This is a genomic window from Paenibacillus forsythiae T98, assembly GCF_000520735.1.
In the GTDB taxonomy this organism is placed as follows: Bacteria; Bacillota; Bacilli; order Paenibacillales; family Paenibacillaceae; genus Paenibacillus_AQ; species Paenibacillus_AQ forsythiae.
The window spans coordinates 1-14,487 of record NZ_ASSC01000400.1 but is presented as its reverse complement, the minus strand read 5'-3'; the positions used below and the strand labels follow the sequence as shown (position 1 = coordinate 14,487).

Annotated in this window: 12 protein-coding genes and 1 pseudogene; 11 read left to right on the top strand and 2 right to left on the bottom strand. The window is 57.9% G+C overall.

Going from position 1 to position 14,487, the window contains the following annotated elements; translation table 11 throughout:
- The coding region (locus L692_RS0112730; RefSeq protein WP_025700392.1) for a family 2A encapsulin nanocompartment cargo protein cysteine desulfurase at positions 1–1,507 on the top strand (1,507 nt) is incomplete at its 5' end.
- A 94-nt stretch (positions 1,508–1,601) separates the two neighbouring features.
- Positions 1,602–2,546: a serine O-acetyltransferase gene (locus L692_RS0112725; RefSeq protein WP_025700389.1), complete on the top strand. Its 945-nt coding sequence runs from the start codon at positions 1,602–1,604 to the stop codon at positions 2,544–2,546.
- A gap of 195 nt (positions 2,547–2,741) precedes the next feature.
- Here L692_RS0112725 and acnA read toward each other — a convergent pair whose 3' ends face one another.
- Positions 2,742–5,480 (bottom strand): aconitate hydratase AcnA, encoded by a 2,739-nt coding sequence (gene acnA, locus L692_RS0112720; RefSeq protein ID WP_025700387.1) that lies wholly within the window; start codon positions 5,478–5,480, stop codon positions 2,742–2,744.
- 361 nt (positions 5,481–5,841) lie between these two features.
- Here acnA and L692_RS0112715 point away from each other — a divergent pair, with 361 nt between their 5' ends.
- The 9 genes from L692_RS0112715 to def all read left to right on the top strand — a co-directional run bounded on the left by L692_RS0112715 (position 5,842) and on the right by def (position 13,743).
- On the top strand, positions 5,842–6,867 hold the full coding sequence (locus L692_RS0112715) for an amidase domain-containing protein (protein WP_025700385.1): 1,026 nt from the start codon (positions 5,842–5,844) through the stop codon (positions 6,865–6,867).
- Positions 6,868–6,886: 19 nt separating this feature from the next.
- On the top strand, positions 6,887–7,978 hold the full coding sequence (locus L692_RS0112710; RefSeq protein ID WP_025700383.1) for a D-alanine--D-alanine ligase: 1,092 nt from the start codon (positions 6,887–6,889) through the stop codon (positions 7,976–7,978).
- A 42-nt stretch (positions 7,979–8,020) separates the two neighbouring features.
- Complete coding sequence (locus L692_RS0112705) at positions 8,021–8,338, top strand: hypothetical protein (RefSeq protein ID WP_025700381.1); 318 nt, start codon at positions 8,021–8,023, stop codon at positions 8,336–8,338.
- On the top strand, positions 8,335–9,363 hold the full coding sequence (uvsE, locus tag L692_RS0112700) for a UV DNA damage repair endonuclease UvsE (RefSeq protein WP_025700379.1): 1,029 nt from the start codon (positions 8,335–8,337) through the stop codon (positions 9,361–9,363). Before L692_RS0112705 ends, uvsE begins: the two co-directional genes overlap by 4 nt.
- A 77-nt stretch (positions 9,364–9,440) precedes the next feature.
- On the top strand, positions 9,441–10,211 hold the full coding sequence (gene fabI / locus L692_RS0112695) for an enoyl-ACP reductase FabI (protein ID WP_025700378.1): 771 nt from the start codon (positions 9,441–9,443) through the stop codon (positions 10,209–10,211).
- Between the two features lie 84 nt (positions 10,212–10,295).
- A complete protein-coding gene (locus L692_RS0112690) occupies positions 10,296–11,174 on the top strand; it encodes an inositol monophosphatase family protein (protein ID WP_025700377.1) in 879 nt (292 codons plus the stop codon).
- A 25-nt stretch (positions 11,175–11,199) separates the two neighbouring features.
- Positions 11,200–11,511: a hypothetical protein gene (locus tag L692_RS0112685; RefSeq protein WP_025700375.1), complete on the top strand. Its 312-nt coding sequence runs from the start codon at positions 11,200–11,202 to the stop codon at positions 11,509–11,511.
- 284 nt (positions 11,512–11,795) lie between these two features.
- Positions 11,796–13,073, top strand: a complete 1,278-nt coding sequence (locus L692_RS0112680) for a stalk domain-containing protein (protein WP_025700373.1) — start codon at positions 11,796–11,798, stop codon at positions 13,071–13,073.
- A gap of 103 nt (positions 13,074–13,176) precedes the next feature.
- A complete protein-coding gene (def, locus tag L692_RS0112675; RefSeq protein ID WP_036723482.1) occupies positions 13,177–13,743 on the top strand; it encodes a peptide deformylase in 567 nt (188 codons plus the stop codon).
- A 300-nt stretch (positions 13,744–14,043) separates the two neighbouring features.
- Here def and L692_RS0112670 read toward each other — a convergent pair.
- A pseudogene (locus tag L692_RS0112670) lies at positions 14,044–14,487 on the bottom strand (aminotransferase class III-fold pyridoxal phosphate-dependent enzyme); the annotation flags it as partial.

Here is a 14,487-nt window from a genome sequence, read left to right as displayed (position 1 = left end):
CCGGAAGGGGCCCGCCGAGGCCGCTTCAGCGGCTCCCGGTGTTGCGCCGTCTGTTCAGAATACCGTTCCTTCGACGCCAACCTTTGCTCCGTCGGTACAGGAGATTTCTTCTCCTTCGGCGCAGCCGTACAATGGACTATGGACCGAGGCTGACTTTCTGCGGGCAATTCCCGGCGTGTCCGAGTTGGACACTCAAGAGACAAGCTCTGTGCCGGGCAGCTATGCGCCGTCGGTTGAGTTCTTGTCCGCCAGCTTTGCTCCTCCCGCCGTTTCCGCGCCTTCGTTGCCGTTTGGGGCATTTGATGTAAACGCGGTGCGTAAGGATTTTCCGATTCTGGCGGAGAAGGTGAACGGCAAAGAGCTGGTGTGGCTGGACAATGCCGCGACAACCCACAAGCCCCGGCACGTCATCGACCGGATCAAATACTATTACGAGCATGAGAATTCCAATGTGCACCGGGCCGCGCATGAGCTGGCGGCGCGCTCGACGGACGCTTATGAAGGCGCCCGCGAGAAGGCCGCCCGGTTTCTGAACGCCCCTTCCGCGAAGGAGATCGTGTTCGTCCGGGGAGCGACCGAGGGAATCAATCTGGTCGCAAGCAGCTACGCCAGGCATTATTTGCAGAAAGACGATGAAATTCTTATTACATGGCTGGAGCATCATGCCAACATCGTGCCTTGGCAGCTCGTCTGCGAGGAGACCGGGGCGAAGCTCCGCGTCGCGCCGGTCGATGAGAGCGGACAGATTCTGCTGGACGAATATGCCAAGCTATTAAGCTCCCGGACGAAGTTCGTCTCCCTGACCCATGTATCCAACGCGCTTGGCACGGTTACTCCGGTGGCGGAAATGGTCAGTCTGGCCCACCGTTACGGCGCCAAAGTGCTGGTTGACGGCGCGCAGGCCGTCTCCCACTTGAAAGTGGATGTCCAGGCGCTGGACGCCGATTTTTATGTATTCTCGGGCCATAAAGTGTTTGGCCCTACAGGAATCGGCGTCCTGTACGGCAAGCCCGAGGCGCTTGAGGCCCTGCGCCCTTATCAGGGCGGAGGCAATATGATCGTGGATGTAACGTTCGAGAAGACCATCGTTCATCCGGCTCCGGCCCGTTTCGAAGCGGGAACCGGAAATATTGCCGATGCGGTCGGGCTTGGCGCGGCGCTGGACTACGTCTCCGCAATCGGTCTTGACGTGATTAACCGCTATGAGCATTTCCTGCTGGAGTACGGCATAGAATCGCTCTCGCGCGTCCCGGGTCTTCGGCTCATCGGCACCGCCAAGGATAAGGCGGGGGTGCTGTCCTTCGTTCTCTCCGGATATACGACGGAGGAGGTCGGCCAAGCCCTTAGCCATGAAGGGATCGCCGTTCGTTCCGGGCATCACTGCGCCCAGCCGATTCTCCGCAGATTCGGGCTGGAGAGCGCGGTAAGGCCGTCGTTGGCATTGTATAACACCTGCGGAGAGATTGACGCTCTAGTGTCAGTGCTGCTCAAGCTGAAGCGCAGCTGATGTGTAACGGGAATGGAAGCATAGGCCCGGTCAATTCCAATGATTTCTGGTGCCGGACCCATGCCTTGGAGCAGGGGAGAAGGAGGGTGAGTCATTGAGCAGCATAAATGACAACCGAATGAACCGTCTCGTTGCGGAGATCGCGGCCAGCTACCGGGAACAGCCGATTAATCCTTTGCTGGATTATTCATTGCTTCCGAGCCGGAAACGGGTAATCGAGAGCATACAGCTGGTCTGGGAGCTGCTGTTTCCCGGTTATTTCGGCAAGCAGGACTTGAACGACGAGACGATGGAGTATCATATTGGCTCTGTTCTCATACAGATCCAGGAGAAGCTGTCCGATCAGATTGGACGTGCCTTGCTGTACCGCCGGGGACAGAATTCCCATTCCTACCGGGAGATTAAGTCCGAGGCTGAGGAAATTATCCATCAGTTCTTGGCGGAAATCCCGCGTATTCGGAGCGTGCTGGCCACGGATGCGCAGATCGCCTTCGATGGAGATCCGGCCGCCAATGATTTAAGCGAAATCATTTTTTCCTATCCCGGCTTATTCGCGGTGGGGGTCTACCGTATGGCTCATGAACTGGAGGTGCTGTCTGTCCCGCTGATTCCCCGAATTATGACCGAATATGCGCACAGCGTCACAGGAATTGATATCCATCCGGGAGCGAAGATCGGCAGTTCCTTCTTTATCGACCATGGTACGGGAGTGGTCATCGGGGAAACGACGGTGATCGGGGACCGGGTGAAGATTTACCATGGGGTGACGCTGGGAGCCTTGTCGCTCAGAGAGGGGCATTTGATGTACGGGAAAAAGCGCCATCCGACGCTGGAGGACGATGTGACGGTCTATTCCGGCGCATCCATTCTGGGCGGAGATACCGTTATCGGCAAAGGGGTTGTGATCGGCAGCAATGTATCTATCTTCAAATCCGTGCCGCCCGGCGCGAAAGTAACCGTGAAGAACCCCGAGCTGATTATCAAGGGCCAGGCGCCGCAGGAGTTTCCGCAGGAATTTACCTGGGACTGGGTGATATAAAGCCCCGCTTTGAATAGTCATTCGGCTATAAAAAATGACCTCATAATCCACGCAAGGTGGAGGATGAGGTCATTTTTGGGTTGTTCCCGTCCAGTGCCGGTGCGCACACTTGGGGGACAGCTTCGTAATGCGGCAGGTATGGCGGGCAAGGCCCGGAAGCGGACCTGCGGAAATACGTCCTGCCCGCCTTCTGGTTTATTCCTTCGTTGCGGCAGCAGGTGAAGCGTCAGCCAGCATTTGGCGCAGCACCGTTTGCAGGATGCCGCCGTTATGATAGTAATCGACGTCGACCATGCTGTCCAGACGCGCGGTGACCGGGAATTCGAACTGGGTGCCGTCCTCGCGGGTAACGGTAATCGTCAGCTCCTGTCCGGGCTGCACATCATTGCCAAGTCCGGTGATGTCGAAGGTTTCGCGGCCTGTCAGCCCCAGGCTGCTCCAGCTGTGGCCTTCCTGGAACTGAAGCGGCAGCACGCCCATGCCGACAAGGTTGCTGCGGTGAATCCGCTCGAAGCTCTCGGCGATGACGGCCTTGACGCCCAGCAGGAATGTGCCCTTGGCCGCCCAGTCGCGCGAGCTGCCCGTGCCGTATTCCTTGCCTGCGATGACGATCAGGTTCTGCTTGGCCGCCTGGTAACGCATGGAAGCGTCATAGATTGGCACGACTTCGTTGGTCGGCAGGAAGGTGGTGACCCCGCCTTCCGTGCCCGGAGCGACCGCGTTGCGGATACGGATATTGGCGAACGTTCCGCGCATCATGACTTCATGGTTGCCGCGGCGGGAGCCGTAGGAGTTGAAGTCCTTGCGCTCTACGCCATGCTCGCTCAGGTACTTGCCCGCAGGGCCGGAAGTCGTGATATTGCCCGCAGGCGAGATATGGTCGGTCGTTACGGAATCGCCCAGCAGAGCGAGCACGCGGGCGCCGTCGATGTTCGTGATGTCCCCAAGGCCGTCCGCCAGATGCTCGAAGAACGGCGGGTTCTGAATGTACGTCGAATTCTCGTCCCATTCGTACAATTCGCCTTCCGGAACGGGAATCGCGTTCCAGCGTTCGTTGGCTGTAAAGACATGCTCGTACTTGCTGCGGAACATTTCCGGGCTGACCGACGACTGGATCGCTTCGCGGATCTCGGCGCTGGTCGGCCAGATGTCCTTCAGGTATACAGGCTCTCCCTGCGGATCGTAGCCGAGCGGATCATTCTGCAGGTCGATATTGACTGTTCCCGCGAGCGCATAGGCTACAACCAGCGGCGGGGAAGCAAGATAGTTCGCCTTGACCTGGGCGTGTACGCGTCCTTCAAAGTTCCGGTTGCCGGAAATGACGGACGCTACGGTCATATCATTCACCGCAACCGCCTGGGCGACCTCATCCGGCAGCGGGCCGGAGTTGCCGATGCAGGTGGCGCAGCCATAGCCGGCCACGAAGAAGCCGAGCGCTTCCAGCGGCTTCAGCAGGTCCGCCTTCTCCAGATATTCCGTCACGACCAGCGAACCCGGCGTCAGGCTGCTCTTGACATAGCCCGGCTTGGTCAGGCCGCGTTCTACGGCCTTCTTCGCCAGCAGGCCCGCGCCAAGCATAACGCTCGGATTGGAGGTGTTCGTACAGCTTGTGATCGCCGCGATGACAACGGCGCCGGTGCTCAGCTCGCTTTTGCTGCCGTCTTTATGCAGAAGCTCGACCTTTTGCGCAATCTTCTCGTCGCTGAGGCCGTAACCGCCCTTGTCGACAGGAGTGCGGATAATGCCTTCAAAGGTCTCCTTCATATGAGCAAGCTCGATGCGGTCCTGCGGACGCTTCGGTCCGGCCAGGCTCGGTACGACCGAGGCAAGATCCAGCTCGATGGTATCGGTGAATACCGGGTCCGGCGTTTCCGCCGTGCGGAACATGCCTTGAGCTTTGTAATACTGCTCCACCAGCTCGACCAGATCATCGGAACGGCCCGTGCTGCGCAGATAGAAGAGCGTTTCGTCGTCGACAGGGAAGAAGCCGATTGTCGCGCCGTATTCCGGAGCCATATTGGCGACCGTTGCCCGGTCGGCCAGACTGATGTTGGCAAGGCCGGGGCCGTAGAATTCGACGAATTTGCCGACCACGCCTTTTTTGCGGAGCAATTGGGTAACGGTCAGCGCCAGATCGGTTGCCGTTGCGCCTTCCACCAGGCTGCCCGTCAGCTTGAAGCCGATGACGTCAGGGGTTACGAAATAAAGCGGCTGCCCCAGCATGCCGGCTTCCGCCTCGATGCCGCCGACGCCCCAGCCTACAACACCAAGGCCGTTGATCATCGTCGTATGGGAATCCGTGCCGACCAGGGAGTCGGGATATACAGTCGTTTCTCCGTCCGCCGTCTTCGTGGCCGCCACCGAAGCCAGATACTCCAGGTTGACCTGATGCACGATGCCGGTTGCCGGAGGAACGGCGCGGAAATTGTTGAACGCCGTCTGCGCCCAGCGCAGGAAGCGGTAGCGTTCCTCATTGCGTTCGAATTCAATGTTCATGTTGTATTCCAGCGCATCCTTGGTGCCGAAGGCGTCAACCATAACCGAATGGTCGATAACGAGGTCGACCGGAACGAGCGGGTTGATCTGCTTCGGATCGCCGCCGGCCTTCTTCACGGTGTCGCGCATGGCCGCAAGGTCCACAACCACCGGCACGCCGGTGAAGTCCTGCAGCACGATCCGCGCCGGAATGAAGGGGATTTCCTTGCCGCGGTCGATGTCGCCGGCCCACCCGGCGAGCTGTTTGACATGCTCTTCCGTAATGGCTCTTCCGTCGAACTGGCGGACGGCGGCCTCAAGCAGCACTTTAATGGAGAACGGAAGGGAAGAGATGTTGCCGAGCCCTTGCTGTTCAAGGGATTGAAGATCGTAATAACGGTACGTCTTGCCGCCCGACGTGAGCGAGCGGACGAGATTGAAATTGTCCTTGCTTGGCATGAATTTGCCTCCTTGTTTCATCTGATGAAACTCCATTTCATATTTATCTCTGTCTATTTAGTATAACGGTTGCAGGAGACCTAGTAAAGTTTTTTCCTTCATTTTATTTGAAAAATCCGCGTCTCGTCCGGCCTTTGTTTCACGGCAAAATATTGGAGCAAGCCTCGCGTCTAGGACTTCTTTTTGTGAGGTTATTGTCCGTATAGCCGCCCGCTCCGCCTCATATATATAGTACAGCAGCATACTGTCCCGGCGAAGCCAGGCCTTCGATCCGGGAATTTCCTTAAGGCGTTGTTCTTGCGGATAGCGCGCAGGGCGCGGCAGATGGATCTATCTGGGCGGGAAGGGGCGAGAATGGGCAATGGATCAGAAATGGAAGCAGAGTCTGTATGTATATGTCGATCAATGCAACAAAAGCCGGGTCATTCCCGAAACGGATGTCTTTACCGGCGCCTTGAGCGAATCGGGTATCCGGGCGAAGCAGCAGGAACGCGGCCGGAGGATTGCGAATTGGTACAGGGACAGGGGAATTACGCCCCGGCGCTGCGAGACGGGGGTCAGGGTGCTGCGGTCGGCGCAGCGGGAATCGGGAGGCGTCGTCGCGGAGGTGGCCCTGCACAGCGCATTTTATTATGAAAAAGGCGGGATCACGCACCGCGAGGACAAAGTGGAGCGGGAGCGCCTGACCTTTGCGAGCGTGAAGGGTGGAGCCGGGTGGAGCGTTGCCGGTGTCGAGCGGGACATTCCGGAGCAAGTGCCGAGAAGAGGCGCCGGCGCCGCTCCTGCGAAGATCTCCTCCGGTCTTGAAGAGACGTTCGGCCAGCCGCCTGTTCCGGGGCCGCTCCTGAGCCGCAGGGTGCTCGGCCCTTCCGTCCGCGATGTCCGGTATCGCCGGGAGGATGCGGCGGCGTACGCGGACCGGTGGTGGAACGAGAACAACCCGGAATATGAAACATTCGCCGTGGATTGTACGAATTATGTCTCCCAATGTCTCTTTGCAGGGGGGGCACCGATCAACTATACTGGTAAAAGAGAAACGGGCTGGTGGTATAAAGGCTATGTCGGCGGGCAGGAGGGGTGGAGCTTCAGTTGGGCTGTCTCGGACAGCTTGCGCCGCTATCTGGACGGGGAGCGCCGCTTTGGCCTCCGCGCGGAAACCGTGGAGCGGCCCGAGCAGCTGATGCTGGGAGACGTTATCCAATATGACTGGGACGGAGACGGCCGCTTTCAGCACAGCACGGTCGTTACGGCCTTTGACGCGGGCGGCATGCCGCTTGTCAACGCGCATACGGTGCCGAGCCGCCATCGCTACTGGGACTACCGCGACTCCTATGCCTGGACCGACAGGACGGTGTACCGTTTTTTTCACATTAATGATTATCTATAATTCGGAAAGAGGTTAAGGAATGGACAATGCAAAATTGACAGTGGGTCTGGTATACGGCGGAAAATCGGGAGAGCATGAAGTATCGCTGCAGACCGCTTTTGCCGTGATGAACGCTTTCGACTACGACAAATACGAGATACTGCCCTTCTATATTACGAAGCAGGGATTGTGGAAGATCGGGGAGAAGCTGAACGCCCCGTTCGAACAGCCTGAGCAGCTTAAGCTGGAGGGAGCACCGGAAGATATCGGCAAGGCGCTGGGCGCCGTATTCAGCGGACTGGGCGGAGAAGCGGCGGTGGATGTGATGTTCCCGCTGCTTCACGGCACGAATGGGGAGGACGGCACGATTCAGGGCTTGTTCGAGATGGCGAATATTCCTTATGTCGGCGCCGGAGTGCTGGCCTCGGCGGTGGGCATGGACAAAATCGTCATGAAGAAGCTCTTTGCGGAAGCGAGACTTGAGCAGTGCCGTTACGGTTATTTTACTACTAACATCTGGAAGAACAAGAGCCACGACCTGATTGTCGGAATTGAGGATAAGCTTGGCTATCCGGTATTTGTGAAACCGGCCAATCTCGGCTCCAGCGTCGGCATCTCCAAAGCCGCAGACAAGGAGAGCCTCGTCAAAGCGATTGAGACCGCCTTCCGTTACGATACCAAGGTTATTGTCGAGGAGTTCATTGAAGGGCGCGAGTTGGAAGTCAGCGTGCTCGGCAATGACGAGCCGGAGGCATCCGCTCCTGGAGAAATCATCTCCTCCGGCGAATATTACGATTATGCGGCCAAATATATCGACGGCAAATCGCAGCTGCTGATTCCGGCTTCCGTCGATCCCGAAATCGCCGAACGTCTGCGGGAGATGGCGCTGGTTGCTTTCCGGGCCATTCAGGTCAGCGGCATTGCGCGGGTCGATTTCTTCCTTCGCAAATCCGACGGCAGAATTTTGATTAACGAGATCAACACGATGCCCGGCTTCACGCCGTTCAGCATGTATCCGCTCTTGTGGCGCGAGACGGGTCTGTCTTACCAGGCGCTGCTGGACCGCATGATCGCGCTTGCGCTTGAGCGATATCAGGTCAAGCAGGGCTTGAAATACGATAACGAGCAATAATAAACAACAGGCGGATCATCCGGCCGGAAAGGAGAAGGGATTATGGGATTTCAAACAGAATTTAATTCGGTATGCAAATTCAAGAATGAACAGGAGCTGTACGAACTGCTGGAATACGGACGCTGTAAAATGCTGAAGCAGGGGTTCCGCATCTTTCCGACCGGACAGAAGGTCATTGCCTTTACGCCGGGTAATATTGCCGTGGCTATTGTCAAAATCTCGGCGTCCATTGCGGAGATCAATTTCCAGGGCCATGAAGTCACCGCGGTCGAGATGGAGCTTGTCCGCAAGCTGAACGAGGAAGAATCGAGAGTAACGACAGCGCTGGCTGACGAGATGTTCTTCGGGGAGCGGGAATGATCGTCCGCTTCGGCTATGTCGCGATGTCCACCGTCATCAAGGATTGTTCTCCGTCCAGGACGATGACGATGGCTTCATTCAGCAAGCTGGAAGACCGCGAGGCGGCGCTTCGCCGCCTTGAGTCGATTGCCAGAGGCAATCTGCATAATACGCTCAGGCTGCTGAGGCATAACCGGGCGTCCGGCATCAAGGTGTACCGGATGACTTCGAAGCTGATCCCGCTGGCTACGCATCCCGAGCTTCAGGACTGGAATCCGTTTGCCGCGCTGGCCGATGATTTTGCCGAGGTGGGCCGTTACATCAAGGAGAACGGGATGAGGGTGTCTTTCCATCCCGATCATTTTACCGTGCTGAGTACCCCACGTCCCGAGGTGCTGGCCAGCTCCGTCCGAGACCTGCGGCATCATACGGACATGCTGTCCGCGATGGAGCTTCCGGCAACGGCCAAGAACAATATTCATATCGGAGGAGCCTACGGGGACAAGGCTTCGGCGGCGGCGCGGTTCGTCAAGCACTTCCAGGAGCTTGCGCCGGAAATGCGGGAGCGCGTCACGCTTGAGAACGACGACAAGACGTTCAATGCGGTGGAGACGCTTCAGGTCTGCAAGACGCTCGGTCTGCCGATGGTGCTGGATATCCATCACCAGTGGGTAAATAACGAAGGCGAATCTCCCTGGGAGCTGTGGCCGGAAATCAGCCGGACCTGGCGGACGCCGCTTGCCTTGAAGGATGTCCCGGCAGATCAGCCGCTTCCGCCCAAGATCCACGTGTCCAGTCCCCGCAGCCCTTCCGATCCGAGGAGCCATGCCGACGGCGTGGAGCCTGCGCCGCTGCTTGCTTTCCTGAGACGGATCGCGGCCGATACGCCGGCGGTGGATGTGATGATCGAAGCGAAGGCGAAGGACGGAGCCCTCTTTGAGCTGATGGAGACGCTTAAGGGTCTGGAAGGAACAAAGAGCGGAATTTCCGTGCTAAACGGAGCGAGCATTAGTATTGAGGGGCCGATTAGGGCGTCTCTGACTTGATAAGCAGCGGCAAATGAGGTACTTTGAAGGAAACTTCGGTTTACCCGTAAAACTTGACAATTAAAGGAGCATACAAAATGGGAGAACTGCTGACCGGAAAAAATATTGTTGTGATGGGCGTGGCGAACGACCGCAGTATCGCCTGGGCGATTGCCAAGAGCTTGTCGGAGCAGGGAGCGCGCCTGGCCTTTACATATGAAAGCGAACGTGTGGAGGGACGGGTGCGCAAGCTGGCCGAGACCCTTCCCGGTTCAGTGATTCTGCCGTGCAACGTAACGGTCGACGAGGAGATCGACAAGCTGGCGGAGGAGCTGAAGGAGTCCTTTGGGGTGCTGCACGGTATTGTGCACAGCATCGCTTTCGCCAAGGGAGAGGACCTTGAAGGCCGCTTTGCCGACACCTCGCGCTCCGGATTCGCGCTGGCGCATGATATCAGCGCCTATTCGCTGGTCGCGGTCGCTCAGCGGCTGCATCCTCTCATGACTGAGGGCGGTTCCATCATTACTATGACGTACATGGGCTCGGAGCGCGTCATGCGCAATTATAACGTCATGGGTGTGGCGAAGGCGGCGCTGGAGGCTTCGGTGCGCTATCTGGCGAGCGACCTTGGCCCGGACAATATCCGGGTAAACGCGGTATCGGCGGGGCCGATCCGCACCCTGGCCGCCAAAGGCATCAGTGACTTCAATTCGATTCTGCGTGTTGTGGAGGAGAAGGCGCCGCTTCGCCGCAGTACGGACGTCGCCGAGGTCGGCGATACGGCGATGTTCCTGATGAGCCATCTGTCACGCGGAATTACCGGAGAAGTGATTTATGTGGATGGTGGATATCACATCATCGGAGGTTAGCAAGCGGGCCGGACGGCAGGTCCCCGCGAGCTGCGAAGGAACCCTGCGCCCCGGCTATCAAGTTGAAGAAAGCGGAGTGAAGAGATGAGTTCTTTAAATCCTAAGAGCAGTAACGAGCGGGAGCCGTATGTCGTATCCGGTAAAGGTTATACGGCGGTAGCCATCAATGCGGCTGCCAAAGCCGGGGAATATATCAAGAGCAGACAAGGAACGGTCAAGGAGCTGGGAACGAAGTCATCGGCGCGCGATCTGGTGACGGAAGTGGATAAGGGCGCGGAGCAGATGATCCGCAGACTGGTGATGACGCACTATCCCGATCATGCTTTTCTGGGCGAGGAGGGGGTGGAGCCGGGAGCGAATGCTGTAACCGCCGCGCTGGAGGAACTGAAGGACAACGAGTACCTCTGGATCGTCGATCCGGTGGACGGAACAACTAACTTCGTTCACGGCTTTCCCTTCTATGCCGTATCCATCGCGCTTGCCGTACGCGGCGAATTGACGGTTGGCGTTATTTATGATCCGGTGCGCGACGAAATGTTTGTAGCGGAAAAAGGAAAAGGCGCTTACGTGCACGGCGTCAAGACGGCTGTCTCTTCGGAAGCTTCGCTTGACGACAGCCTGATCGCCGTTGGCTTTCCGCCGGACCGGCAGTTTGCCCAGCCGACCAACCTGGCTGCCTTCCAGAACATCCTGCCGAAGGTCCGCGGCGTCCGCGCCGGGGGCTCCGCCGCCTTGCATCTGGCTTATGTGGCCGCAGGCAGGGTCAGCGGCTACTACGAAGCCGGCCTGAGCCCTTGGGACTGCGCCGCCGGTGTGCTGCTCGTCAAAGAATCGGGCGGAGCGGTAACCGATATGCGGGGTGAGCCATATCATATCGGCACGCGCCACATCCTGGCCACCAACGGGCATATTCATGAAGACCTTCTGTCTTCCCTGAAAGAAGCGGGAGCGACCGGATTCTAGCATACGCGAAGGAGGCGGGGTTAAGGTGAACGGGAAGGAAGACTTGGAGCGCCGCTTGAGCGAGATGCTGACCGAAGGCGAGCTTGAGGAGAGCGGCCGCGAAGCGGGGAGGCGTCATCCCATATCTCCGAAATACGAGATACGCGTTCAGACCGCGCTCGATCCGATTGTCGAGGAAACTTACCGGTACAGGGAAATCGCCCGGGAGCTGGACGACCGGTATGATAAATACCTGGAACGGACGCGGACCGGGGAGCGAAAGGATACCTCTTCAGAATCGGTCTCCCGAGCCGATGCCGGTACGGCCGCAGAGGAGCTTTCCGGCGACGAAGGATAGAATGGCCGGGACCATGAAGGTGAACGGAGGTCCTTGGCCGGGCATTTATAACATAACGAGAGTCCGGGGCCGCGCCGCAGCGTCCCCGGGCTTTTTTGATAGAGGAGCGTTGCCCTCAGCTATTTGATCAGTCAGCCTTTCCCCGTGATCCCTGTTATCGGCGCCGGTTCGTCCGGGTCTGCGAGGCGGCATATGCGGAGTTCGGCGCCCAAATCTATCTTCAAGCGAGTTCGGATGATAGAATGTAAGAAATGGAAAAATAAAAACAGACGTGGAGGGATATAATGATCGACTTGCGCAACAAATGGACAGCCGCGGCAATCTGTCTGCTGCTTGTAACCCTGCTGCTGGGAATCGAAGCTCGTAGCGCTTCGTCAGCCGCCGCGGAAGCGGCAAAGCCGGATGTGGTCGGCATCGTGACGCTGGGGGACTCGATTACGGCAGGCTACGAGCCGGGCATGAATTCAAGCTCCAAGCCTTACGGCTACTCGGAGCGTCTGCTGGAGCAGGCATGGTTTCACGGCAAGCGCGCCACGCTGGACAATTATGGGATTCTGGGACTGACGACTGCGGGGCTTCGAAATTATACGGCGGCGATCAAGGACGGCACCCCCATTACCGCTGACAGCATCCAGCCCGGTATTGCCGATCCGCGTCTGGACTCGTTCGCGGCCAGGGCTGCGCAGACCAAGGCGGCTATTGCGGAAGCGAAGCTGATCGCGATCACCATCGGCGGCAATGATGTGAGCAGTCTGCTGCTAGAGGCCAAGGATATGTCGGAAAGTGACCTGAAGAACCGTATACAAGAGCTGCTGGACGTGTATAAGGTTAACGTCACCGCCGCGCTGGAGAACCTGAGAGCGGTCAATCCGAATGCGACGATCATCATTGCCGACCAGTATCAGCCCGTTCCGCAGCTGTATGCCGGCCAGAGCTACGCGAAGCTGATGGGCGCCGCCGAGAGCTTTACGCAAGCGGTCGACAGTCTGGCCGCAAGCGTAACGCGAAGCGACGCGCCGGTGCTTGTGGCTCATGCAGCCTCGCGGTTTGCGGGGCAGGAGGGATCGCTGACGCATATTATCGCCGACTCCAATTTTCATCCGACCCAGCTTGGCTATGAGACGATCGCCAAGGCGTTCACTGAACTGATATGGGGCGACTACCGTGTGCCAAGCACTTTCCTGACGCCCACCGCTTCGCAGCGGCCGATGGCGATTGTCGTCAACCGCACCGAGCTGAACACGCCCAACAAGCCGATCGTGCGGGGCGGACAGAATTTCCTGGCGCTCGGGGATGTACTCAAGGCGATGGGCGCAAGCGGCAAATGGGACAGCAAGAACGCAAGCGCGACAATTGTGTACGGCGGCCGGACGGTAGTCATTACAATCGGCTCCAAGACGATGCAGGTGAACGGACAGAAGATCGCGATAAGCAGCCCAGCTTTTTTGCAAAAGTCAGGCAAGGAGCTTAAGACCTACCTGCCCCTGGCGGCTCTCGCCTCCGGTCTGGGCTTCGATGTGAAGTACAGCGCACAGCTGCGTACCGCATTTATCAATCCTTAAATATATTAATGATTAAGCAAGTGCGTATTTAAAGTACATCAGTGAAGCGAAGGTGGAGAAAACAGTGTCTGATGCAAAGTTTACCCGGGATTATGTCATTACGATGGAGGATATTGTGAGAGAGGGGCATCCGGCGCTTCGCACCGTTACGGAACCGGTTCAGCTGCCTTTGACGGAGGAGGACCGCGAATCGCTGCTTTGTATGCTTCAGTTCCTGAGGAACAGCCAGGACGAGGAGACGGCGGCCAAGTATAAGCTGCGCTCCGGAGTAGGGCTTTCGGCCAATCAAGTCGGGCTGAACAAGCGGATGTTCGTCATGTATACCCAGGATGAGCATGGCGCACTGATCGAGCATGCCCTGGTCAATCCCAAGATCGTCAGCCATTCCCTGTCGATGGTCTATTTGCCGGATGGCGAAGGCTGCCTGTCGGTTGACCGTCCGATTCAGGGCTTTGTCCCAAGATATGAATCGGTCAAGGTAAAAGCCTATGATCTTGCGGTGGGCAAGGAGGTCCAGCTTCGGTTCAAGGGTTATACGGCAATCGTCTTTCAGCATGAAATGGACCATCTTGACGGCATCATGTTCTATGACCGGATCAATCAAGAGAATCCGTTCAAGCTGCCGCAGGGCGTGGCGATCCGCAGCCTGTACGACCGGGACGAGGAATAGCGTTGAAACAAATGATCCGGAAATGAATGATTTTCTGCAAACAGGTGTAAATTAAATCAAGGCGGCTGCAGCTTGCGTAACCGGGGCGGCGGCCGTTTTTTGCGTGTACATTCGGCAGGGAAAAAAGGGAGGTTTGGCAGGGATATCGCTGACCTCTGTCATCCGTTACGGCGGACGATCCCTGATCCTTGGAGTAGTTGCCAGCTTCGCTGGCTCTGGCCTTCCCAAGCGGAGTCAAAAACGCCGTTCAGGAACGACGAAGTCTGTCCCTGAGCGGCGTTTACATTGGCTCTGCGCTGCCTATCTCTCTTCCTTCATCGCGCGGAAGGAGGCTTCGGCCGCTTCAAGCGTAGCGTCGATATCCTCGTCGGTATGGGCCGTGGTCAGGAACCACGCTTCATACTTCGAAGGCGCCAGATTGATGCCCCGGTTCAGCATGTGCCGGAAGAAGCTGGCGAACGCTTCGCCGTCGGTGTCCTGGGCCTCGTCGTAGTCCGTGACAGGATGGTCGCAGAAATGGGTGGAGAAGGCGCCGCGGATGCGGTTGATCGTCAGCGGAATGCCGTGGCGGTCCGCCGACTCCTTCAGCCCGTCCGTCAAGCGGATGGCCAGTCTCTCCATCTCCTCGTACACGCCTGCTCCCTGCAGAATTTCCAGGCAGGCGATGCCCGCCGAAATGGACGCGGGGTTGCCCGCCATCGTACCGGCCTGATAAGCCGGTCCGAGCGGCGCCACCTGATCCAT

Bases quoted from the DNA above. Each gene is read 5' to 3' on its own strand.
- acnA (WP_025700387.1), bottom strand. From the start codon at position 5,480: ATGCCAAGCAAGGACAATTTCAATCTCGTCCGCTCGCTCACGTCGGGC.
- L692_RS0112715 (WP_025700385.1), top strand. From the start codon at position 5,842: ATGGATCAGAAATGGAAGCAGAGTCTGTATGTATATGTCGATCAATGC.
- L692_RS0112710 (WP_025700383.1), top strand. From the start codon at position 6,887: ATGGACAATGCAAAATTGACAGTGGGTCTGGTATACGGCGGAAAATCG.
- L692_RS0112705 (WP_025700381.1), top strand. From the start codon at position 8,021: ATGGGATTTCAAACAGAATTTAATTCGGTATGCAAATTCAAGAATGAA.
- uvsE (WP_025700379.1), top strand. From the start codon at position 8,335: ATGATCGTCCGCTTCGGCTATGTCGCGATGTCCACCGTCATCAAGGAT.
- fabI (WP_025700378.1), top strand. From the start codon at position 9,441: ATGGGAGAACTGCTGACCGGAAAAAATATTGTTGTGATGGGCGTGGCG.
- L692_RS0112690 (WP_025700377.1), top strand. From the start codon at position 10,296: ATGAGTTCTTTAAATCCTAAGAGCAGTAACGAGCGGGAGCCGTATGTC.
- L692_RS0112680 (WP_025700373.1), top strand. From the start codon at position 11,796: ATGATCGACTTGCGCAACAAATGGACAGCCGCGGCAATCTGTCTGCTG.
- def (WP_036723482.1), top strand. From the start codon at position 13,177: ATGGAGGATATTGTGAGAGAGGGGCATCCGGCGCTTCGCACCGTTACG.